Source organism: Agrobacterium sp. A3-95, assembly GCF_053521785.1.
The window spans coordinates 427,447-449,262 of record NZ_JBNWDR010000002.1; the positions used below are offsets into that span (position 1 = coordinate 427,447).

At 57.5% G+C, this 21,816-nt stretch carries 18 protein-coding genes and 1 tRNA gene; 6 read left to right on the plus strand and 13 right to left on the minus strand.

Going from position 1 to position 21,816, the window contains the following annotated elements:
- From ACQZ5Y_RS07565 to ACQZ5Y_RS07580, 4 genes are all read right to left on the minus strand, one after another.
- The gene (locus tag ACQZ5Y_RS07565) at positions 1-2,256 is read right to left on the minus strand and encodes a polysaccharide biosynthesis tyrosine autokinase (RefSeq protein WP_065704374.1); all 2,256 of its coding nucleotides are present in this window, start codon (positions 2,254-2,256) and stop codon (positions 1-3) included.
- A 130-nt stretch (positions 2,257-2,386) separates the two neighbouring features.
- On the minus strand, positions 2,387-3,295 hold the full coding sequence (locus ACQZ5Y_RS07570; RefSeq protein WP_080801506.1) for a hypothetical protein: 909 nt from the start codon (positions 3,293-3,295) through the stop codon (positions 2,387-2,389).
- A 186-nt stretch (positions 3,296-3,481) separates the two neighbouring features.
- A complete protein-coding gene (locus tag ACQZ5Y_RS07575) occupies positions 3,482-4,600 on the minus strand; it encodes an acyltransferase family protein (protein WP_112191722.1) in 1,119 nt (372 codons plus the stop codon).
- 140 nt (positions 4,601-4,740) lie between these two features.
- Positions 4,741-6,069 carry a hypothetical protein gene (locus ACQZ5Y_RS07580; protein WP_174060035.1) on the minus strand — a complete coding sequence of 443 codons (1,329 nt, stop codon included), beginning with the start codon at positions 6,067-6,069 and terminating at the stop codon, positions 4,741-4,743.
- A gap of 470 nt (positions 6,070-6,539) precedes the next feature.
- Between ACQZ5Y_RS07580 and ACQZ5Y_RS07585 the strand changes: the two genes are divergently transcribed.
- The 4 genes from ACQZ5Y_RS07585 (at position 6,540) to ACQZ5Y_RS07600 (ending at position 11,961) form a co-directional block, all read left to right on the plus strand.
- Positions 6,540-7,775, plus strand: a complete 1,236-nt coding sequence (locus ACQZ5Y_RS07585) for a glycosyltransferase family 4 protein (RefSeq protein WP_019564824.1) — start codon at positions 6,540-6,542, stop codon at positions 7,773-7,775.
- A gap of 161 nt (positions 7,776-7,936) precedes the next feature.
- Positions 7,937-9,424, plus strand: coding sequence for a lipopolysaccharide biosynthesis protein (locus ACQZ5Y_RS07590; RefSeq protein ID WP_174060034.1), 1,488 nt, complete (start codon positions 7,937-7,939; stop codon positions 9,422-9,424).
- On the plus strand, positions 9,409-10,734 hold the full coding sequence (locus tag ACQZ5Y_RS07595; protein WP_174060033.1) for a polysaccharide pyruvyl transferase family protein: 1,326 nt from the start codon (positions 9,409-9,411) through the stop codon (positions 10,732-10,734). Before ACQZ5Y_RS07590 ends, ACQZ5Y_RS07595 begins: the two co-directional genes overlap by 16 nt.
- Before the next feature lie 9 nt (positions 10,735-10,743).
- Complete coding sequence (locus tag ACQZ5Y_RS07600; protein ID WP_174060032.1) at positions 10,744-11,961, plus strand: glycosyltransferase family 4 protein; 1,218 nt, start codon at positions 10,744-10,746, stop codon at positions 11,959-11,961.
- A 54-nt stretch (positions 11,962-12,015) separates the two neighbouring features.
- Here the strand turns inward: ACQZ5Y_RS07600 and ACQZ5Y_RS07605 are convergent, their stop codons facing one another.
- The 3 genes from ACQZ5Y_RS07605 to ACQZ5Y_RS07615 form a co-directional block, all read right to left on the minus strand.
- On the minus strand, positions 12,016-12,807 hold the full coding sequence (locus ACQZ5Y_RS07605; protein ID WP_003511251.1) for a metallophosphoesterase family protein: 792 nt from the start codon (positions 12,805-12,807) through the stop codon (positions 12,016-12,018).
- A 240-nt stretch (positions 12,808-13,047) separates the two neighbouring features.
- On the minus strand, positions 13,048-13,653 hold the full coding sequence (locus tag ACQZ5Y_RS07610; protein ID WP_025595463.1) for a transglutaminase-like cysteine peptidase: 606 nt from the start codon (positions 13,651-13,653) through the stop codon (positions 13,048-13,050).
- A 148-nt stretch (positions 13,654-13,801) separates the two neighbouring features.
- Positions 13,802-14,104, minus strand: coding sequence for a hypothetical protein (locus tag ACQZ5Y_RS07615; protein WP_003511249.1), 303 nt, complete (start codon positions 14,102-14,104; stop codon positions 13,802-13,804).
- Positions 14,105-14,425: 321 nt separating this feature from the next.
- Here ACQZ5Y_RS07615 and ACQZ5Y_RS07620 point away from each other — a divergent pair, with 321 nt between their 5' ends.
- Positions 14,426-14,983, plus strand: a complete 558-nt coding sequence (locus ACQZ5Y_RS07620; RefSeq protein WP_003511248.1) for an HNH endonuclease — start codon at positions 14,426-14,428, stop codon at positions 14,981-14,983.
- A gap of 31 nt (positions 14,984-15,014) precedes the next feature.
- Here ACQZ5Y_RS07620 and ACQZ5Y_RS07625 read toward each other — a convergent pair whose 3' ends face one another.
- Both ACQZ5Y_RS07625 and ACQZ5Y_RS07630 read right to left on the minus strand, forming a co-directional pair.
- Entirely contained in the window at positions 15,015-15,530 is a 516-nt protein-coding gene (locus ACQZ5Y_RS07625; protein WP_013761732.1) for a disulfide bond formation protein B, read from the minus strand.
- A gap of 266 nt (positions 15,531-15,796) precedes the next feature.
- Positions 15,797-15,881: transfer RNA gene (locus tag ACQZ5Y_RS07630), tRNA-Leu, on the minus strand.
- A 296-nt stretch (positions 15,882-16,177) separates the two neighbouring features.
- Between ACQZ5Y_RS07630 and uppQ the strand changes: the two genes are divergently transcribed.
- On the plus strand, positions 16,178-16,819 hold the full coding sequence (uppQ, locus tag ACQZ5Y_RS07635) for a polysaccharide biosynthesis GNAT family N-acetyltransferase UppQ (protein WP_003511246.1): 642 nt from the start codon (positions 16,178-16,180) through the stop codon (positions 16,817-16,819).
- A 63-nt stretch (positions 16,820-16,882) separates the two neighbouring features.
- Here uppQ and ACQZ5Y_RS07640 read toward each other — a convergent pair whose 3' ends face one another.
- The 4 genes from ACQZ5Y_RS07640 to ACQZ5Y_RS07655 all read right to left on the minus strand — a co-directional run bounded on the left by ACQZ5Y_RS07640 (position 16,883) and on the right by ACQZ5Y_RS07655 (position 21,813).
- Entirely contained in the window at positions 16,883-18,154 is a 1,272-nt protein-coding gene (locus tag ACQZ5Y_RS07640) for a GNAT family N-acetyltransferase (protein ID WP_003511245.1), read from the minus strand.
- 8 nt (positions 18,155-18,162) lie between these two features.
- Complete coding sequence (gene uppV / locus ACQZ5Y_RS07645) at positions 18,163-19,578, minus strand: Wzx-type polysaccharide biosynthesis protein UppV (RefSeq protein ID WP_174060031.1); 1,416 nt, start codon at positions 19,576-19,578, stop codon at positions 18,163-18,165.
- A 57-nt stretch (positions 19,579-19,635) separates the two neighbouring features.
- Entirely contained in the window at positions 19,636-20,838 is a 1,203-nt protein-coding gene (locus ACQZ5Y_RS07650; RefSeq protein WP_174060030.1) for an acyltransferase family protein, read from the minus strand.
- A gap of 81 nt (positions 20,839-20,919) precedes the next feature.
- On the minus strand, positions 20,920-21,813 hold the full coding sequence (locus ACQZ5Y_RS07655) for a DMT family transporter (RefSeq protein ID WP_065704351.1): 894 nt from the start codon (positions 21,811-21,813) through the stop codon (positions 20,920-20,922).
- Positions 21,814-21,816: the final 3 nt, after the last annotated feature.

Below are 21,816 nucleotides of genomic sequence, written 5' to 3' on the forward strand. Positions count from 1 at the left end.
CTAATCATGGTAATATCGCGTGTAGCGCGCGTGATAATATTCGCTTGAACCGTAAGCCCGGTAAAGCTTCAGCTTTTCCGTGTCCACCTTGTTGAGGATGACACCGAGACACTTCTTGCGGATCTGGACTTCGTTTTCAATTGTATTGCGTACCGCCCTGCGGGCGGTTTTGCCCCACTCTGTGACGAAGACGAAACCGTCGATCCGGCCGGCCATCGCGCGGGCGTCCACCACCGGCCCGAGAGGCGGCAGATCGACGATGATGTAGTCGAAGAGACTGCTCGCTTCGGCCAGCAATTTGTACATTTGCGCCGATGTCAGCAGCTCGGAGGAGTGCGGTACGCGCTGCTTGACGACCGTTGGCAGGAAAGCGAGCCGCGTCTTTTCGTCGTGCAGCAGCACATCGCGCATATTGCGGCCTTCTAACAGCACTTCGAGCAGGCCTTCTGCAGCATGGCGCCCCAAAGCGCGCGTGGCGCCCGGGTTGCGAATATCCGCATCCAGCAGAAGAACCCTTGCTCCTTGTCCGGCCAGAAGCTGAGCCAGATTGATGGAGATCGTCGATTTGCCCTCGCTCGGCAACGCCGATACGACGCCCACCACCCGCGCGCCGGTTTTCGGGGGAATGCCAAGATCTATCGCAAGCCGTGTGCTGCGCAGCGTTTCGGCGAAGGACGATAGCGGGTGATCGACAGTGTAGCGGGCAACGCTGGACGGGCGTGTGGCGGTAGGCGGCCCCTCCTGTCCCTTTGGCAACACATCCGTGCCCGGCTTGTTCTGGACGAGCGGGGTGTTGCCCAGAAATTCCAGCCCGAGAACGTCGCGAACCTGTTCTCCGGTGCGGAAGAAACGGTCGCGGAACTCGCGAAACATGGCGATGCCACCGCCGGCCGCGGCGCCCATGATCATGAACAGCGCCAAAAGTAGCGGTTTGTTCGGTTTGCTTGGAATGTTGGGCGGAACTGCCCTCGAAATCACGCGTGCTTCCGTTACGGGGAAGGATTGCTGCTGCATCGCTTCCTGATAACGCTGCAGGAAGGTCTGATACATGTTCTTGTAAGTTTCCGCCTCACGCTGCAATTCGCGGAGCTGAACCTGGGTCTGGCTGGCCGAGTTGCTGACGCTGGTAGCCTTGGCAACGCTCTCCGCAAGTGATTTCTCTCTTGCTTCCGAAACCTCCAAATCGCTCTTGTAACTTTGCGCAATACGGCTGATTTCCTGGAACATCAGCCGGCGGTATTCTTGCATTTCGTTGCGCAGACGCACCGCCTGAACATGGTTGCTGCCAAGCCTGCGGGTGATTTCCGTTTCGATCTTCGAGGATTCGAGATATTTCTTGCGCAGATCGTTCGCGACCGAGCTCTCGAGAATATCGGTGACGACGGCGTCGACATCGTCTGTGGCAAGGATATGTTCGATGCGTTGTACCCGCGCTCGCGACCTCGCCGTTTCCGACTGCGCCAGAATAAGCGCGCTGTTGGACTCGGCCAGTTGCTGATCGGAAAGCAGGCCGTTATTGCCGGTCTCGATCAAGCCGTGTTCAGCGCGAAATTTCTGTACGGCAAGGTCGGTGTCGAGTGCCCGCTGACGCAACTCGGCAATACGGTCGGACAACCAGTCGCTGGCCCGCTTCGTCGCCTCGTATTTGGAGTTCAGCTTGTCCACCAGATAGGCCGACGCCACCGCATTGACGATCTGGGCGGCTAGAACCGGTGATGTCGAGTTGTAGGTCAGTTCCAGCGCGTAGGTCCGGCCGATACGCTTGACGCTGAGACCGTCCAGCAGCCGGTCCGACAGCGCCCGCTTCAGGGTGCCGTCATCGATGACGGTCTCTTTCGCCGGTGAGAACCATTGCGAAACGTTGACGAGCGAACGGATGGTGCCGAATATCGAACTCAGAAGCGAGGCGCGGTTTGCCCTGAATTCCTGATTTTCCGTCAGGTTCAAACTGTCGACGACGGCAATCCCGATGGTTTCCGATTGCAGGACCTCGACCTGGCTGAGAATGGAAGCCTCGTCCTCCACGACGCCGCCGATTGTCGAAAGCTGCTCGACGACCTGGCTGTTGTTGCGGTCGATCAAAAGGGTAGCCGAAGCTGAATAGATCGGAACGGCCGTCGCGGCGTAAGCGAGACCGATTGTCCCGGCAATGGCGACTGCCGCGAGAACGACGCGCCACTGTCGGCGGACCGTGGCAAGAACGGCGTCTATATCGATAAAGTCGGCTGTAAATCCGCTTTTGTCGATATCGGCCATAGTCAGGGGATCGTGCCTTTGCAACAACTGTCAGCCTCGCTCTTTTTGGCGGGCGTGGCACCCGCCAAGTCTCGGTTGCATGGTAGGACAGGCGGCCGCCATTCCCGCAGGAAGGGCGGCAAAACCGGGTTCAAACGGGACTTGTGCTGACTGGCGTGCTGGTGCTGCCGGTTGAAAGGGGCGCGGCAAAGAAGTTGTTGGTTGTGGTGGTTCCGCCGCTGCCGGTGCTGCCACCGCTGCCTCCACCGCCAACCGGTGCGGCTCCGCCGCCGGCCTGTGCCGTACCGGCTGGTGAGCCCGCCGCTCCCGAGCCGCCAATGCTGTTGCCGCTTGCAGGTGAAGAGCCGGCGCCACCGATCGGTGAGGCAGCAGCTGCAGCTGCCGCAGGCGCTGCCGGACCGGCCGCCGTTCCCTGAATATTTTCGCTAAAGGCGATCAGAAGATCGGAGGGCACGCCGACACCCTTGGTCTGCAACTGGATTGCGGCGGCAAGTATCGTGTTGCCCCTCTGCATCGCCGTAGAATAGGCGAGTGCCAGACCTTCGCCGACAACTTCGGAGAAGTCCTTGTTGCCGACCTTCTGGGCCAGTGCGACGATGGTGGGCAACTGGCTGGAGTCGCTCAGGATCAGGCCAGAAAGCTGTTCGGAGAACTGCGCCGCGCTGGTGGAAACGGCAATGATCGGAAAGCCGTTCGTCACCTTTCCCGCCATGTCGGCGTTTGCCGCATCGGTGCTGGAAGCGATGCCGGCCAGATCCTTGACCGTTGCCTGCGTCGGAGACTGCTTGAACAGTTCCGCGGCAGCAAGGGAAACCGTGTCCGGATTGGAGCTGTTAACGCGAGCCAGAAATGCGGCGTTGGTTTCGTCGGCGGCCTTTACGGGTGCGCCAGTTGTCGCAGTCTGTACCGGCGGCGTCTGCTGCCCGGCAGCTGGCGGCGCTGGTTCCACGTTCTGGGCGTTGGCGACTGCGGAAAAAAGACCGAGGCTGGTGATCAATACCGCACCAGTGAGCGTCGAGCCAATACGAAGGCGGGACATCACAACTCTCCAAATTTTTAAAAAATACGATTTTAAGTAAGCTGAAATGCTGAATATGGTTATCCAACATCTAAAATTTTCTTTTTAAATCGCACAGCCCTAGCCAACGATCAAGTGCTAAAATAAACTTGTGAACGGAACTTCGGGGTATACTTAACAGCAGAAACGAGGACTTTTCTCTGGGCGTCAGGACACGGCGACTTTTCGCCGGGGTGTTATCAGCCGGTCACGAAGCCAGATATTTGCGGGCGTTTCGACAAGGACGTGAAATGTGTGGGCGATGGCGATGGTGCTGGCGACGACGATGAGATAGACGACATTTTTCCACTCCTGCGGCCAGGTGATGCCGCCGGAAGCAACCAGGAATGCCCGAAAGATGAATGGGTGCAGAAGGTAAAGCGCGTAGGAGGAATCGCCCAGTTTCGCCAGCGGCTGCGCAAAACGGGGCAGGGAGATGCCCCTGGTCAGGGTTGCCGCGGCCATCAGGAAAATCGCGCCACCGCCAAAAACGAGCAGCCGGGTATAGGAATAACAGCCCGGATTGCATTGGAATTCGAACCTTTTCAGATCGATAAGCGTCCAGATCGCCACGCCGCAAAGGGCCACCGCAATCCCCAGCAAGGGCGGCAGGCGCACGCCGCGCAGGAAAAGCACGGCGAGCAACATTCCCGCCACGAACTCCAGAATGATGGGCTGAAACCAGAAACTAAACGGCAAGGCGAGACTGAAGTTGGAGCCGATGAGCACTGCGGCGAGCAGCACAGCCGCTGTTGTCAGCACGGCGCGTTCCAGCGGCAGGAAGATAAAAACCGCGAATACGACATAAAAAAACATCTCGTAATTCAGCGTCCAGCCTAGATCGATGATTGGAAACGGATAAGCGTCACCATAACCCATGCTGTCATAGGGAATGAAGAGGTAGGAGGTTAGGACGGCCTGCAAGGACGGGAAGGCCTTGGCGCTGAGAAGAACGGCGACCGCGGCCATGGCGAGCCGCATGGTCAACACGAACCAGTAAAGAGGAAGGATGCGGAGAAGCCGGCGCACAAGAAAGGCCGAGCGCCCTCCCTCCGCTGCGAAATACGGCCGGGAGGCATAAACGATGACAAAGCCGGAAATGACGAAAAACAGATCTACGCCCGCACCCAGCCTCAGGAGATGGAGGTTGACGAGCGAGAACTCCCAGTTCACCTGCGCGTGCAGCGCAACAATCATGATTGCCGCCAGGGCACGCATCATTTGAAGAATATCGAGACGCTGCGCCCCGGAAACAGGCGCTTTTTCAATTTTTTGCATCGTCATCATCTATAAAAAGAAAAAATTTATACAGTAATATTTTGCGCTCGCAGCAGCGAGCAAAAGTGCTCTATTTCAGAAGGCTATCATGCAATAGGCTGACACGATATATAAAATTTGTCGGCCGGAAATTTTCGCCCGCACGCCGTTCAGAAAACCTCCAGCACCGTAAGCTGGTCGCTGACGGAAAGCCGGTATTGCCCACCTTCCTTTGCGATCACCCGCTGGCTTACGGAACCGTCATCGCCGAACCGGTGCGCGATGACTTGGCTATGCGGGCCGGTTACCGAAAAGGCCGTTGCACGTTCGGCTGGCGGATTTTCGATCCGCGCCGGCCATTGCCAGCCGCGTATGCCAAGCCACACCGGGGCGAGCAGCGCGCCGTCTGGTCTTGTCAGGCGCAGGGAAAACCTTTCGGAATCATCGTTGAGGAAAGCGAGGCTGCGTTCCGCTGGCTCTGTTTGTCGACTTGCCTTGCAAAGCGCAAGAAGGGCACGAACGGCCCCGTACGCAGGGGTCCGGCTCAGATCGTGGCGCAGCAGGCCAAAGGACGATTCCGGATTTGTCTCGTCTTCGGCAAAGCTGGAGACCATTTCATAGATGTAAGCCCGGCGGATGCCGCTGATGAAGGACCACAGGAGCGTGCGCGGCATGTAGCGCGCCTTGATGCCTTCGGTGACGGGAAAATGGAAGGTCTTCGGTTGCAGTGAGGTGTGGTACCCTATCTCCGTGGCGATCACCGGCCGGCCGGCTGCTATATGCGCCGAGGCCGCGACAGATTTGGAGAGCGCCCCCGGCCCAGTCGTTTCGGGATGTTCCATTCCGGCGTAGGGGTGAATATTGCCGAAGTCGCACACGTTCTGCAGGTTTAGCGCCAGCGCCGTATTCGCCTGGATATAGCTTGGCGCGACAAGCGGTACGTTGCTCACGGCCGGAGTTGAGCGGATCGTTGCAAAAAGTGCAGCCTGATGCTCTGCCGAAATGCGCGGCGCATTGGCCGGGTCTTTCGTCAGCGTCGGTTCATTGCTGCCTTCGAAAACTTCGATGCCGCCGTCGCACCAGTTGTAGAAATCGGCAATCCTGTTCAGTGGCGTTGAGACGTAGGGGTTGAGATTGTCGTAACAGATGATCGTGAGGCGAACGTTGGACGCCACAATCCTGCGCAGGCGCTGGAAAGCCGGGCTGTTGCGGCTGTCCCTTGCGGTAATCAGTCCCTCGTCACGCAGGTGGCCCACACCAAGCGCTTCCAGTTCAGGCAGGATGCGCTCGAAGCTTTCCGGATAAATGCCGTTTGTCCGGGCGAAATGGCCACACACGCCCACACTGTCCAAAAAGACTTCCGTGCTGGCCGAAAAAACGGATTGAGTCTGCGCGAAAGCGGGGCGCACACCCGTGGCGGCAACCAGTGCGAAAGGTGCAGCTGAAAGCAGGCCGCGCCGTGTCAGGTGGCCCATGGTGATCGGCTGTTTTCCGTTCATCTGCGTCTCCTGGTCATTCCGGCGAGATTATAAAAAGCAGCCGCGATCATATCGGCGGCTCCTCTCAATATGTCAGATTGTCCTGGAAGTTTTTGGCATCTTCATTCGCCATCAAATCCATGTTTCTGAAATGAAATAAATATATAAATTAATGATATTATATGCGGACGAAACAGAATTCACCGCTTCCGCCCGTACGTTTTTTCATATGAGAATGAAGCTAACACGGGACAGGTTCTTTTCGCAACACGGCATGACTTTTGTCGCGCCGCGAAAAAAAAGCACTTGAAATGCCGTCAGTTCCCGTGCTTTTTGAAAGTGGATTTTTGGTTATTCATATTTTCAAGCGTTAAATCTGCTCTGCCTTTTGTGTTTTTTGCACATGTCTCATTGGTCCCGGAGTATCCGGCAACATGGGCGAGGCCAAGCGGAAGTCATAAATTTTCGATAAGGAAATAGAGCGTATCCGTATGCGAATTCTCCATCTCAGCAGCCTTTATCCGCCGCATATCGTTGGCGGGTGCGAACGCTCGGTCGAACATCTTGCCGAGGAACTCGTCTCCATGGGACATGAGGTCGGTGCCGCCTGCATAGAGCGGCAGGCCGAACCCAAAACGGTGCGCAATGGCGTCAGCGTCTACCGCATGTTCCACAATAACGATTTCTGGCTCGAGGACTGGCCACAATATACGCCGCAGCAAAGGCGTATGCAGAAGATCAAGCAGCAATGGAATTTCAACGTCGAGAAGCAGTTCGAAGCCGTTCTTGACGATTTCAAGCCGGATGTTCTCAATACGCACTCGCTGCTGGATGTGACGACGCTGGTGTGGCGGGCGGCGCATAAACGCAACATTCCGATCGTCCACACGATCTGCGAATATGATCTTCTGTGCGGTAACGCCGCCATGTTCAAGGGCGGCAAGCCCTGCGAACACATCCATCTCGGCTGTCAGGTGGTGAATTTCACCAAGAAATTCACGCAGCGCTACATCGGCGCGGTGGCAAGCGTTGGCACGGAAATCCTTAAAACCCATGTCGATCACGGGCTTTTCCATCACCTGCCGGAAAGCATGCGCCGTGTGATCTTTTATTCCTGCACGGTTCCGGAGGGCGACCCGGTCGCACGCAGGCAGATCGACCGAACCGGCAAGCCGATGACCTTCGGCTATATCGGCCGCATCAACACGGAAAAGGGTGTCGGCAACATGGTCGATGCCTTCAGGGAAATCGGCCACGGTAACTGGCGCTGTCTTGTTGCCGGCCACGCGATGGACGATTCCATCGAACGCTTCAAGGCCCAGGCCGGCGACCTGCCGATCGAGTTCGTCGGCTGGGCAAAGCCGAAGGAATTCTTCGAAGAGATCGATGTGCTCATCGTTCCCTCCTTCTGGGCTGAACCTTCGCCGCGCACCATCTACGAGGCTTACGCGATGGGGGTTCCGGTCATCGGCGCTGCCTCGGGCGGCATTCCGGAACTGATCGGCGAGACCAACCACGACTGGCTGTTCGAACCGGGCAACGCCACGGACCTTGCCGCACGCATTCGCCGGGTGTTGACGCTTTCGCGCGAGCAATTGCCGACGGAGGCCGATTTCGGAAATATCGTCGAGGAATCCACCTCGCGCCGGGTGGGTGAGAACTATGTGAAGCTCTACGAGGACGTGCTGGCGAAAAGCAGGGAAAGCCGAACCTTACGCGCATCTTAGACCGGCAACGGACCGGGTCCGTTGCAAGCGTTTCTTCCAAGGAAAGAGCACATGGTAGAAAGCAATATCGGCAAAGTCCGTTTCCCCAAGCTGGACTTCGATCGTTTTCTGGCCGCTGCGGTGGTCGGGCTGTCACGACCGGCTTTGCAGGCGGCAGGTTGATGGCGGAGCAAAGTTCGATAGGCAGCGCCGCGATAACAGGCGTTTTCTGGTCCATCGTCCAGAACTGGGGTGGAAAGCTTTTTACCTCCATTCTTTTCATCGTTCTTGCCCGGTTCCTCAGCCCCACCGACTACGGCATGGTCGCTACGGCGGGCCTGGTTCTGATGCTCATCCAGATGCTGTCGGAGTTCGGTTTCGCAGATGCGATCGTGCAGAAACGAAATCTGGAGCCAAGCGACGTCAATCTGCCATTTTATGTGTCCGTTGCGCTGGCAACGGTGTTTGTCATCGTTGTTTGTCTGCTGTCGCCCAGACTGGAAAGCTGGTTCGAGGTGGAAGGGCTGGCACCGATCATCGTGGCAATCTGCATATTGCTGCCGCTGAATACCGCCTCGCTTTTTCAGGAAGTCAATTATCGGCGTGCGCTCGCGTTCAAGCCGCTGGCAATAAGAACCTTCATTTCGAATATTATCGGCGGTGGCGTTGCGATTGCTTTCGCCATCATGGGCCTGGGCGTCTGGAGCCTTGTCGTTCAGACTTATGTCGCAACCATTGTGACGCTGATCTGGCTCTGGCGCAAACCGCACTGGCTTCCGGGCACCACGCTCAAGCCCGACACTTTTTTCGAATTGCTTCGCTTCGGCTCGTCGGCTCTCGGTCTGCGCATCGTGGATTTCGGAGCCACGCGGCTGATCGACGTCATGATCCTGGGGCGTTACGGGGTTGCTCTCTTTGGGCTCTACACCGTCGGCAGCAGGCTCTATCAGCTTCTCATGCAGCTGCTTCAGGCGGCGCTATATGATGTTTCGTTGACGGTGCTGTCCCGCATATCGCACGAGCGGGAGCGCATGGCGGAACTGTACAAGCAATCCATCACCATATCTTCGATCTTTTCGACACCGATCTTCGTGCTCTCGGCTGCGTTGGCGCCAGAGATCTGCAACGTCCTGTTCGGCGCGCAATGGCAGGGTGCCGACGGGGTTGCGCGGCCGCTGCTGCTGCTGGGTGCATTGCAATGCGTCCAGTTTCAAAACGGCCCGTTTCTGTCCGCACGCGGCAGGCCGGACAAGGTGCTGATTGCCGGGACGGTCAAGGCAATCTCTACCATCCTGTTGATATTGCTTGTCCCGACGGAAAACATCCGGGAAATCGTCATCGTGTTTGTCTTCGGGCAGCTCACTTCGACGCCTTTCACATTTTATTTTGTCGCCCGGGAACTCGGCATCAAGCTGTGGAGAATTCTCCTCCTGCTTTTGCCAAGCTTCGGTTCCAGCGGTCTCTGCTTCCTGCTCGTTCAGTGGATGCGACCTGAAGTTAAAATGCTGGGTGCGGGCGACCTCGTATCCGGCATCCTGCTCGGTGGTATGTTTGGCGTCGCATATCTGTTGCTTTTGGCTCTGACCGCGAGAAGCGAGGCCCGGTCCGCCATCGCCCTCATCATGAGCAAAATAGGTTCTCGAAAGGAAAGAAAATGCGCAAGCTCGTGAAAAAAATACTCCCTGCACCACTGCGTCGGAAGCTGGTGCAATATAACGAGCGGCGCAATCTGGATAATGCGGTCCAGCAACTCTTCAATGATCTGCAAGAGCTGAAGCACAGTATCAAGCCTATCAACGTCGGAGATCGGCTGAACCGGCTTTTGATCGTGGCTGGTGATCCCATCACCCTGTTCGGTTCCGCCGGCGATGACGCGATGATCACGGCGACCGTGCAGAATGCCCGTGCGAGCAATCCCAATGTCGAGATAGACATCCTCGTCGACGGAACGAATTTTGGCGACTCTGCTTTGCAGAGAGGCTTTGTTACCGTCGATATCTTTGGAAAGCCTGACTTCATCCAGGCCCTTGCCCAGCAATTTTCGGTGCGGAAGTACGATTGCATCGTCGTTGTCGGTGCCGACGTGATGGATGGCTATTATCATCCGCTGGTCAGCGCAAAACTTCTGGCAAGCGCTGATCTGGCTGCCGCCGCCGGGATCAAAAACGTTATCCTCGGTTTCAGTTTTAATGAAACGCCGCACCCCGCTTTGGCGAAGTTCTACAGCTCCCTTCATCCGGGGGTGTCGCTCAATGTGCGTGACGTTGTTTCCCTCGAGCGTCTGAACGCCTTTGCCACGGCCAAGGCGGCACTGGTTTCCGATTCTGCATTTAGTCTTGTCCCATCGGAACCCGATGAAGATACGATCTCGTGGATCGCGCGAAAGCGCGCCGAGGGATACAGGGTCATGGGCTTCAATCTGCATCCCATGCTGTTCAAGAATGCGGATAGCGCGCAGATCGCGGCGATCATCAGGCGCGGGGCCGAAGCACTGGAGTTCGTTGCCGATGCAAGACCGGTCTGCTGGCTGGTCATTCCGCATGACTACCGGAAAGACGTGGGCGATCAAGCCTGCCTCAAGGCCATTACCGAGCTTGCTCCATCTTCACAGACAGACAGGGTTCGATATCTGGATGGCAGATGGCCAGCCCCGGTTTTAAAAGGCGTTGCCGGTAAACTCGATGGCCTCGTCAGCGGACGCATGCATCTTGCGATCGCTGCGCTGGGCAAGGGCGTTCCTGTGATATGCATTGCGTATCAAGGCAAGTTCGAAGGGTTGTACCAGCATTTCGGTCTCTCCGCGGCTGAGCTGCTTTCGCCCGCCAAGTTCCATACGGATGATGGCATCAAGAATGCCTTGATCAATTTCGTGGATCAGGCCGATGAGATTCGCGAAAAAGTCGGGAAAAGGCTGCCTGAAATTCTGGACCTTTCCAAAAGGAATTTTCAGGTGTTCGAGACCTTCGCCAAGCAGCCTTGAGTCATTTTCATGAAAGTCGCTTTTGTTTCCGTATTCCCTGCCGTTCCCGCCAACGAGGGTGCGCGGAACAGGATTCTCCAGCTGACACGCGCCGTGCGTAGCCTCGGACATGAAGTGCATTTCGTCTATGTCGATACTCCGATGATAGCTGATTTCGATCCCGCGGCCCATGAGGTCGAGTTTGGGGCCGGGCATATGCACGTCGTGTCCAGGGAACCATGCGGGTTTGCAGCACGGCTCATCGACGACTTCAGGTTCGAGATTGGGTTGACCGCATTTCGAACCCGTCGGAAAATTCAACGGCTCCTTGGCCGCGACAGCGGTTTCTACAATTACCTCGACGAGTTCTATTATCCGGAAATAGGCAGGCAGGTCCTGGATCTTCAGCGTCGACTCGGGATCAACGCCGTTATCGTCGAATATGCCTTTCATTCGAGAGCTTTTCTTGGGCTGCCGGATGATGTGCTTCGCATTCTCGACACGCACGATTCCTTCGCCGATCGTCACAAGGCGTTCGTGAACACGGCCAACAGATTTGGGTACTGGTTCTCGGTTCCGCCGGACGTGGAATGCAAGGCATTCCGCCGCGCCGATGTCGTTGTCGCCATACAGGAAGAAGAGGAACGTTCGTTCAAGCAGCGGCTGGCAGGAGAGCCGCCGGCGGTTGAAACGGTGAGCCATATTCTGGATCTCGGCCAGAGAGTGGAAGACTTCACTTCCGCTGATTTTCTGTTTCTCGGTTCAGGCAACGACGCGAACGTCATTTCTCTCAATAGTTTCCTTCACAATGTCCTGCCTTTGGTGAGGGCGGCCCGTCCGGACATTCGCCTGGTGCTGGCAGGTAGCATATGTGGCAAGGTCGAGGACATGGAGGGGGTTCTCAAGCTTGGCCGGGTGGAGAACTTGAAGGATGCGTTCACACGCGCGCCACTTTCCATCAATCCAATCACGCTTGGCACGGGCATCAATATAAAACTGCTTGATGCTCTGGCTGCGGGTGTCCCAACGATCAGCACCCAGACGGGTGTGAGGGGGCTTTCAGAAGGATATCGTGGTGGCGTGATTGTCGTTGAAGACGGAGATCATCAGGCCTTTGCCAATGCCATTGTGCGGCTCTCTTCCAGTCGGGAGCAGCGGCAGGAATTGGGAAACAATGCGTTCCTTGACGCTGTCGAATGGAACCGCCGGCAAATGACGGTGCTCGGCAATATTCTGAAGGGCAAATAAATCGCGATTGTGATGCGTCTGGCTGGTGCAACCTGATCCAACGATGGCAAGCCATCAGGCAATAAGTCGTGGCCCCGCATCCGTCAGCTTTAGAATGGTAAGCCTGCCCGTCGTAAACGCTCCGGTGTCGATGCCGATCCGTTGCGGACCTGTCTGTGGTTCCGGCGCCGGCGTATGGCCGTGGATGATGAGAAGGTCCAGTCCCGCCCCTTCCGACAGGAAGGGTTCCCTGATCCACAACATGTCCTCATCGGTCTGCGCCTCAAGCGGCACCCCGGGTTTAAGGCCGGCATGAACGAAAAAATAGGGTCCCATGCGGACGCAGATAGGCAGGCTGACTAGAAGTTGCCGATGGGCCTGCGGGATCGCGCCAATCAGCGCATCCCTGAACGGCTGGAGCCGCAGACGGCCGTTGTTCATGAAGTAGCTGATATCGACCCCGTAGGACAAAAGCGTCTGGCGGCCGCCGAAATCCAGCCAGTGCATGTTGTCTTGCGGATTTTCGAGGAAATCGCTGAAGAGCTGTTCGTGATTGCCGCAAAGCGAGATGCGGCGCAGGGGCGCCGGCGGTGGTTGCAGCAGATGCTGGAGAACACCGCACGAATCCCGGCCACGATCGACATAGTCGCCCAGAAGAATAACCAGAGCGGGGGATGGATTGCTTGCGAGATCGGCAAGGATTTTCTGTTCCGCCTGCAAAAGCAGATCGAGGCTGCCATGGACGTCGCCAATGGCGTAGATCGGAAAAGACGGAGATTTGTCGCCGAGGTCTATTCTGCGCCGCCTCCGGTCGTCGCGGGGGGCTGGCTGTTTACGACCGCGAATCCAGTTGAGCACTTTAGGCATAGATGCCGATACTGTCTCTCTTGCACGAGGTCAAGAGTGTTGAAAGCCAACGCCACAGAGCCCGTAAATCCTGGGTCCATGCAACGGCTACGGCATCCGCCAAAGCCCTGTCGGACAAAGCTATCCGGGGCAGGGAATTGCGAAAGCCGGTGTCGATTTTCGCAAGGCGCGCCGCGGCGATTGAAGAGGAACGGAGCGCCCCCTTCCTGTTCGAAGATGACTATCCTGTGCGAGATAGACCTAGAGTTTCAGCCAGACACGCGGGTTTTCGTGTGACTGGATCTTGATCCATTTCAGGTCAACCGCTTTCCAAGGTTTGACGACGTTGGTGCGGTTGTCCAGCACCAGATCGCCCTGGCTGGTGCTGACGACCAGAACGGCGTGGCCTATGCCGGTAGGGGTGCGGGCGGTGGCAATGCGCAGGGCGCCCGAGGGCCAGCCGGCGCGCAGAAGGCGTTGCCGCTTGGTCACCGCGTAGTCGTCACAGTCACCGCTTGCGGGGTTCAGATTCCATTCGTCCTGTCCGTCCGCTTCGCTTGTATAGATTATCGATGTGTTGATCTCGGCGTTGATGCGCTGGAGTTCCGTGCGCTTCTGCTTGGTCAGTTCGACCGTGTCGCGATCACCGATCCGGACACATTGGTCGGCGGCGTCGTCGCAAAATTTTGCGAAGGCGATTGGGGCAATTGTCGGGCGGCTTGTCGTCATGAACAGGCCGGGGCGCGATGCGGTCGGGTTCTGCGCCAGGCCCGCAAGCGGGGCGGCCGATGCCATTGTCGCGATGCTTGCCGCCACGCTGACGGCAACTGCCAAAGTCTTTGCCAGACGGATTTGTCTCTTCGCCATGTCTCTGCCTCTGCCCGGTTGTTGTCTCTTGTGCATGGCAACATAGCGACCCTTCGTTGCGGGCCGTTTAAGTCGATAGATTGCTTTTTAGCGAAATCCAATTTTATTAAAGCGAGATAGAACAGCGGGGAAACCGGTGAGTTTGCGCTTACTTGCAGCGGGTGCGGCCCTCGGCATCTATGATACATGTCTGTTGTGGCACAGCGTTTCGGTACTCACGCCGCGTATCGGTTGAGTTGCTGCGACTTGCCGGCGGCCGGTCGTAATTGCGGTAGACCTCGAAATTGCGCCCGCCGATCGTTCCCTGCGCACCGCCACGGCCATCCGGCGTGACTTCGAAATTCTGATATTGCTGGGCAGAAGCGGAAGCGGGCAGGCCCATCAGCACGGCAAAGGCGCCAGCCGCCAGGCCCTTCCATAACGCTGCCGTTTGGTGCCTGCGCAAGATCATGGCCGTTTCCTTCCCTCGACAGAACGACAGATACGCATTCTGCTTTCCCAATCGTTCGTCGCGTTGACTATATCACTGATCTCGCATTGAGGGTGAGAACGAATATGGCGTTCGTCGGCAGGCGAATCGCTTCGGTACCGCTGGGGGCATCACCAGATAGTGGCCAGACGACTATCTCGCCGCCCGATTGTCCGGAACGCAAAAAAGACGTTTTTAGAGCTGAAAAATTAAGCTCTTCTCCGCTGCATTTATGGGCTTCACAATCCTGTAACAACGGACCTAATATACAAGTGCAGATGCCGAATCGATCAGGAGAAGCCCTTGACGATTGCAGTTTCACCACAGGCCCTGCCGGCGCTCGTTCTGAACGCAGACTACAGGCCACTGAGTTATTATCCCTTGTCGTTATGGTCCTGGCAGGACGCGATCAAGGCCGTCTTTCTAGACCGTGTGAACATCATTGCAGAATATGATCACGCGGTGTCGTCACCCAGCTTTTCCATGCGGTTGCCGAGCGTCGTCAGCCTCAAGACCTATGTCCAGCCCACCCGCAACCCCGCCTTCACACGCTTCAACGTGTTCCTTCGGGACAAGTTCGAATGCCAGTATTGCGGCACGCGGGACGACCTGACCTTCGATCACGTGATTCCCCGCGCCCATGGCGGCGAAACCACGTGGCACAATGTCGTGGCGGCCTGCTCTCCCTGCAATCTTAGAAAAGGCAGCAAGCTTCCCAAGCAGGCGGGCATGTTCCCGGCGCAGAAGCCTTTCCAGCCGACGGTTCAGGACTTGCACAATAACGGGCGGCTGTTCCCGCCCAACTACCTGCACGAAAGCTGGATGGACTATCTTTACTGGGATACCGAGCTGCAGCCCTGATCCTTTGAGGACTGCAACGCGGCTTTTCCGTTTAACGGCTTTTCCGGCTCGCGCCAAAAAAGGCAACGGCCGCAAGCGCAACGCTTGCAATGACATTCCAACCGGCAAACGAAAGGCCGAGCACCCGAAGTGCAGCGTCGTTGCAGGAGGGTGCCTTGATGGCATTCAGATTGCCAAGCAGGTCACCGGCATTGGTGGTGATGGATGGCGCACCCGTGGCGCAGGTGATAGGCCCTGCCCAGAAACCCCATTCCACACCAGCGTGATAAACACCAAGCCCGGCGCCGATCAGCATCGCCACGCCGATGAGGGCGAGAAGCAGCCGCGTGATCTGAACCGGCAGCTTGAAGATGCTGGTCGCTATGGCCAGAATACCCAACGGAATGGCGTAGTAATAGGGATCGCGCTGCAAAAGGCACAATGCGCAGGGCGTATAACCGCCAATATGCTGGAAACCGAGGGCGGAGCCGACAGTAAAGATCATTCCCGCCGTTACGCCAAGAGCGGCGAGCGTGCGGCTATTGTCGGCGGTTGTTGCAGTGGCCATAATGTTTTCCCCAAACTTCACGAAGAAGCAGATATCCCGAACGGGCTTTCAAAAAGGCGGGCGTGATGGCGAAATTAAGTCGCCGGTTCAACGGTGTATTCCCGGATTCGTCTAATCCAGTCCTTTGCATCTGGCAAATGAAAGCCCGGTAATATTCGAGGGGCGAATGAGCAAAGTTTCGTGAGTGTCTTGATGGCCGCGAAGCAATCGACAGGTCTTTTGTGAAGACCCGGATAAAGCGAAGAAAATCAATGCGGTTTTGGAAATGGTACCCCAAGCCGGGATCGAACCAGCACTCCTTGCGGAACCGCATTTTGAGTGCGGCGCGTCTACCAATTCCGCCATTGGGGCAACGGTGGTAATGCCACGGCGTCTATCACGGCCAATGGCATGCGTGCAACCCCAAAGCTGATTTTTCCTGTCTAATGACGTGCGTTTGCAGCCTTCATTTCAGAGCTTTTACCGGGCGGGGAATGAAAGGAGAGTGGCGCTTGTCCGTCCCGTATCGGTACACCGACGGTTGTGGCGTTAAAGCAATATTAGATACCACTAATAAATTAGAATATACACAATTGCTAATTGAATTATGATGTTTGCGTGGAGTTTCCACGCGGGGCGGGAGAAGCCAGAACTCATAGGAGGAAATTATGAGGGCGCTTTCTCGCAATTTGTTACTGTCTGCCTGTCTGATTTTACCGGTCAACGCCCACGCGCTGGATATCGGGATTGGCGGTGAGAACGGGGTGAATGCCAGTGTGGGCGGCAATGGCAGCGGTGGGCTCGGTGTCGATGCTTCCGTTGGTGGCAGCAATGGCGTCAATGCCAGCGCTGATGTCGGCGGCAGAAGCAGTGGCGGACTGGGCGCGGATGTCAACGCGTCGGTCGGTGGCAGCAGCGGGGTTAATGCGGATGTCAACGCATCCGTCGGCGGCTCGAGCGGTGTCAGTGCGGGCGCCAATGCTTCGGTTGGCGGCTCCAGCGGCATCAATGCAAATGTTGGTGCGAATGTGGGCGGATCGAGCGGTCTTGGCCTTGGTGTCGGGCTTGGCATCGGCGGCTCCAGCTCGCCAGGCAATCCGGGGAACCCCGGTAATCCGGGCAATCCTGGAAACCCCGGCAACACGGGGCCGGTATCGCCCGGTGGCATGCGCAATGCCATACAGGCCTATAACGACATGTCGCGAAACGAGCAGATCAAGCTTGCCCGTCGTTGTGTCGATATTCTCGGCGGCGGATATGACGCCGCACTGACCCAATTGTGCAAGATGATCCGGACGGCCTCGCGCTGACGCAGCGTCAGCCCCGTCGATAGTCCGATACCAAACCGAAGGATGCTGCGGCATCCTTCGGGATTAACTGTTCTTGCGCCCGAAGGAGAGGATTTTCTGGCGCAGGCTGCGGGCGAGGTTGCGGGTGTTGCGATACATGTCCACCTGCGTGGAAACCTGTCGCACGTCACGGTCGCTGTTCTGCGCAAGCCCGACGACCAGAGTGCCCATTTCCTGCCGTTCCTGCCAGAAGCGGCTCATGATCGGATGATCGGGCACTGCGCAGCTGTCGCTGCGCAGAATATTAGCGTCGTCCAGCTGCCAGTCGGTCAGTTTCTGCACCAAAAGTTTGCCGGGTGAAAACCGCGAATAGGATTCGTCAAAGGCGGTCTTCCACGTATAGGCCTCGCCAGCCGTCATGAAGACGATCATGGAGGCGATGGCGCTGCCATTGAGATCGATGGTGTGAATGCGCACCGCATCCGCTTCAGCCAGATTTGTGATTGCCTCGCGGGCGAAGGCGGCGCGATAGCGGTCGTTCACCAGCGCGCTGCGCTTGCGGCCTTTCCAGCCACTCGCTTCCAGCGCCAGGAATTCCTCCATGCGGTAGCGTATGTCCTTCGGTTGCCGGGTAACGGTGTAGGAAAGGGCCCCGAGTTTTTCGAGCTGTCGCCACTGCCTGCGCATCTCCCGCAAATGATGCGGCGCAAGTGAATTACGCAGATAGGCTTCGCCGTCCAGAAGGCTCTCCAGCATCGGCCGCTGATAGTTACCAGTCGTCGTCACCGGCAGGTTGCGGCTGATTGCTATGGCCTTGAACATCCGGGCAAAAGGCCCTTCAAGCCGTACATCCGGCAGTACCAGAACATTCGGCAGGCGCATTTCCCGGTCGGAAAGCGCATCGAAAAGATTGTCGAGCGTCTCTGCGGCACCTTCGGTATCGACCAGCGGCGTGCCGAGAGGGCCGAAGGGGTTGGCCCAGCCACGGATGATGGAGGGACCGATGGAAAAACCCGGCTTTTCCACGGTGAAGGGCATCAGAAACCGCATGCGGCTTCTAGCGCCGTTCTCGTCGCGAATAAGGGCGAAGCGCACGGACTTGTCATCGATACGCGGCATGGCGGGTGCAAGAAGCCGCCCTGTGAAGAAGACATTTGCCTCCATGACGCGGTTGGACAGGAAGTCGAGTTCTTCCTGCATGTCGTAACCGAGCCGGCCAGGATAGATGCAGAATTCGCGGCCGTCGCGTCCCACGCGCCGGCTGCTGTCGGCCACGGGGCGGTCACGCTCCGTAGACGCCATCAGCGCAGCGATGCGCGGGTCCTGAAAATCCGGATTCTTTGGGTCGCTGGACATGCTTATCGTTACACCGCCTTCCCAGTGTCTTGACCCGCCCGGGGATCGTTGAAGGCAAAAAGGACGATCCCGAGTGTGCGGCGAATGGCAATATGCAATAGCACAGCTTCTATACACATTGCTATCGCGACAGCTGCCGCAGCGCCTGTCAGACCATAGACCGGAATCAACACCATGTTGAGTATAATGTTACAACCGAAGATAATAATATAAAGAGCTACGCACAATTTTTGTTTGCCGGCCATATTCAGCAGCGTTTCTCCCGGGCCGATCAGTGCTTTTGCGAGGAAGCCGGCAAAGAGGAAGAACATCAGCTTGTAACCCTGTACGAAGCCGGGACCGAACAGGGACAGCAAAAACGGCCCTGCCAGAAGCACGAGACAGCCAACGGCAAGTGATGGCCAGAAGGCCCAGCGCGCCGCCTGGCTGGCGAACCCGGCCAGCCCCTGCCTGTCATTGGCAGCAATGAGCGCGGCCAGACGCGGGGCCGCAGCCGCCTGCACGGAAAAAAACACGAATTGCATCAGCACAATGGTTTTTGCCGCGGCAAAATAGATGCCTACCTGATCCGGCGGCAGATATAGACCGACGATTACTACATCTGAATTGGTCATCAAAAAACCGATGCCGTCGATCAGGAACATCGGAAAGGCAAACCGTATCCACGGACGGAAATGCACCCTGCGGGCAACGCTGCGGAAATGCCGGTTGAGCCGGCGGTTCATGAACACGAAGTGGAAAAGCGTGGTGACATAGGTGGCCAAAAGGGCCGCAAGCATCGCTGTCGTTGCGGTTTTTTCCGCGCCGAGACGGATCGCCACCAGCATGAACAGCAGGATCAGCACCGGGCGGATGATATAGGTGGGGCTGAGGGCTGAAACCGCCCAGCCGTTAGCACGAGCTGTCCCGTTCAGCACATCGCCAAGCGCCACCATCGGCAGGGTGAAAAGCGCCAGCGAAACCGGAATGAGGTAATAGGCGGAGATGCGCTCGCCGAAGAAATACAGGAAGACGAAACCGAAAAATGCAAGCGCGCTGGCCGAAAGCATGGCGAAGAGGCGCGCTGTCGAGGTTAGACCCATGATCTTGTCATGGGCATCCTCCAGGCGATAGCCGGGCAAAAAGCGGATGACGGTGGTGTGAAAGCCGAGACAGGAGAGGTTGCCGAACAGGATGACCAGAACCCAGACAAAGGCGAACAGGCCATATTCGAATTCGCCCATCAGGCGGGCAAGGACGATCTGGGAGATGAAAGCGATACCGGCGCTGATGATGCGCACCGCAAAGGCGACGAGCGCCATGCGCTGGGCCCGGGAGACATCGTCTCTGCCGGAAACGACGACGGCGATTTTTGCCCCCAGCGGCGCCAGTTTAGCGCGCAGGCCTGCGGGTAAGGCTTTTTCCGCCGTGTTGAGGATAGCCATAATCCACACGCCATCATTTCCAGTTGAGTAGGCAACTGGATTATAAGCACCTTATCATTAACGAAGGGTTTGGGAGACAGGCACCTGTGTGCCGATATTGGCCACCGGCCTCGGTTTGCGGATCCCGTTGAAGAGAAAAAGGGCAAGCGGACTACGGCGTATCGCCTGATGCAGCAGATAGGCCGTTATCGTGGTGGCGACGACGATGATGGCGAATTCCAGGATCGGCGGCAGCGAGATCAGGATGAAGAGGGTGCCGAAGGCATAAATCAGCGGGTGGTGAACCAGGTAGATGGTGAAGGAAGCGTCGGTCATTCTCCTGGCAAGCCGGCTTGGCCGGTCGAAAAAGCGGCAGGCGATGTCGATCAGCAGACGGCTTGCCGCCACGGCGGCGATTGCGGAGACGAGTACCAGCAGGGCCGAGTTCGAAAAAGGATATTCCAACCGCAGCGTGACCGCTGCCGCGATCCCGGCAAACGCGATGACGCCCGTGAGGATGCCCGTCTGGCGGAAGCGGTGAAAAAGAGCCCGGTCGCGATGAAGCAAAGCCCCGATAAGGAAGAACGGTACGTAACGCGCGTAAGGGTCGGAGGCCCGTTCATAGAGAACGAGAAGGCTGTTCCCATTTTTGCCAGCAAGCAGGCCCGAACCATAAACCGTCAGCTCCCATAAAACAGGGAAGGCGCAGAGCGCTGCGAAAAACGCGGCTGGATATTGACCCCGCATCCTGCCGAACCAGTCTCTTACATAGGCGAGGGGCGGGCGCCCCGCCAGAAATAGCAGGCCGGCAAGCAGACCCGAATAGGCGATGAGGGCGGGTAGGAACCATAGATGCATGATCCATTGCTCACCCGGAAGCAGCAAATCCGGCAGGTTCGCGAGCAGCCGGTCGGCGGGAATATCACCTTTGGCGATACCCGCCAGTTTCAGCAGGAAAAGCTGCGATGGCCCAAGCAGCAGCACGGCCACGATGAAAGGGACGCCAAGGCGAAGGAAGCGCTGTCTGAGCCATGGCATCTTGCCCTTCCTGCCGATGACCATGGTGGAAAAATAGCCGGCCACCAGAAAAAACGAAGGCATGCGGAAGGTGACGAGCGCTGCCCCAAGCGCGGTCAGGACTGGGCTGGTCTCGAAATCCTTGATGTCCCAGGGCAAAGCATAGCTGTAGAGCAGGGAGGCGTGATAGGGTATGCCGAGCAGCATGAGGAGTGCCCGCAACGGGTCCCAATAATGCTCATAGTCTGATTTGCCCGGTTGCATTTTCCCCTCGCGTGACGAACGCGATCCCGCCTGATCCGTAACGATCAACACGACTATTGGTGGAAAACGCTAATAAACCCTTCATGCACCCGACGGGGTGGGCGGGGCCTTTTTCTTGGGCATGAGGTCAAGCACCAGTGCGCAGCCCAGAATGATGATGCCGGCACCGAACAGCTGGGGAAGCGACAGGGGTTCGTCGAGCACCAGGGCGCCAACAAGCACCGCCACAACGGTGACGGCAAATTCCACGCTGATCGCCTTCGTTGCGCCGATCGAGGAGACCAGCTTGAAATAGGTGATGTAGGTCAGGCCGCTCATGACGACCGCCTGTATCAGAAGATAACCGTAATCGACGAGATCGGGCGTTCCGGGCAAGGGCACAGCGAAAAGAAGCGGTAAGGTCATCAGGCCGCCTGTCAGGAAGGAACCGATGGTTATTTCCCAGGATCCAACCCCCTTGAGGTGCAGGCTCGCAAAATTGCTGCCATAGGCGGCACAGATGCAGGCGGCGACAGCGGCAGCACAGCCAATGACAAAGCCGGATGTGACAGGAACGGCGGGAAAACCAACGAGCAGGACGATGCCGGCAAAGCCGATGACGAGACCGGCAATACCCTGCCGCGTCAGGCGTTCCAGACCCCAAATCTGCGAGATCAGCATTGAAAAAAGCGGGATGGTCGCCACCAATATGGCTGCCATCGCAGTGCCGATCTGAGGCGTCGCGTAGGACAGGCCGATTAGTTGCCCGGCGACCGTCGTTGCGCCGACGATTGCGAAAGCGCGCCAGCTTGCGGAGAATACCAGCTTCCGGCGTGCCGCACGCGCAATGAGAAAAAGTGCTACAGCGGTTATGAGCGAGCGAAGCGTGACTGCGCCAATCCAGCCGAAGGCTGCGACGACATGTAGAAGCAGCAGGAAAGACACGCCCCACGTAATCGCGAGAAAAATATAGGCGGCAAGATCGCGAGGGGCCATGAA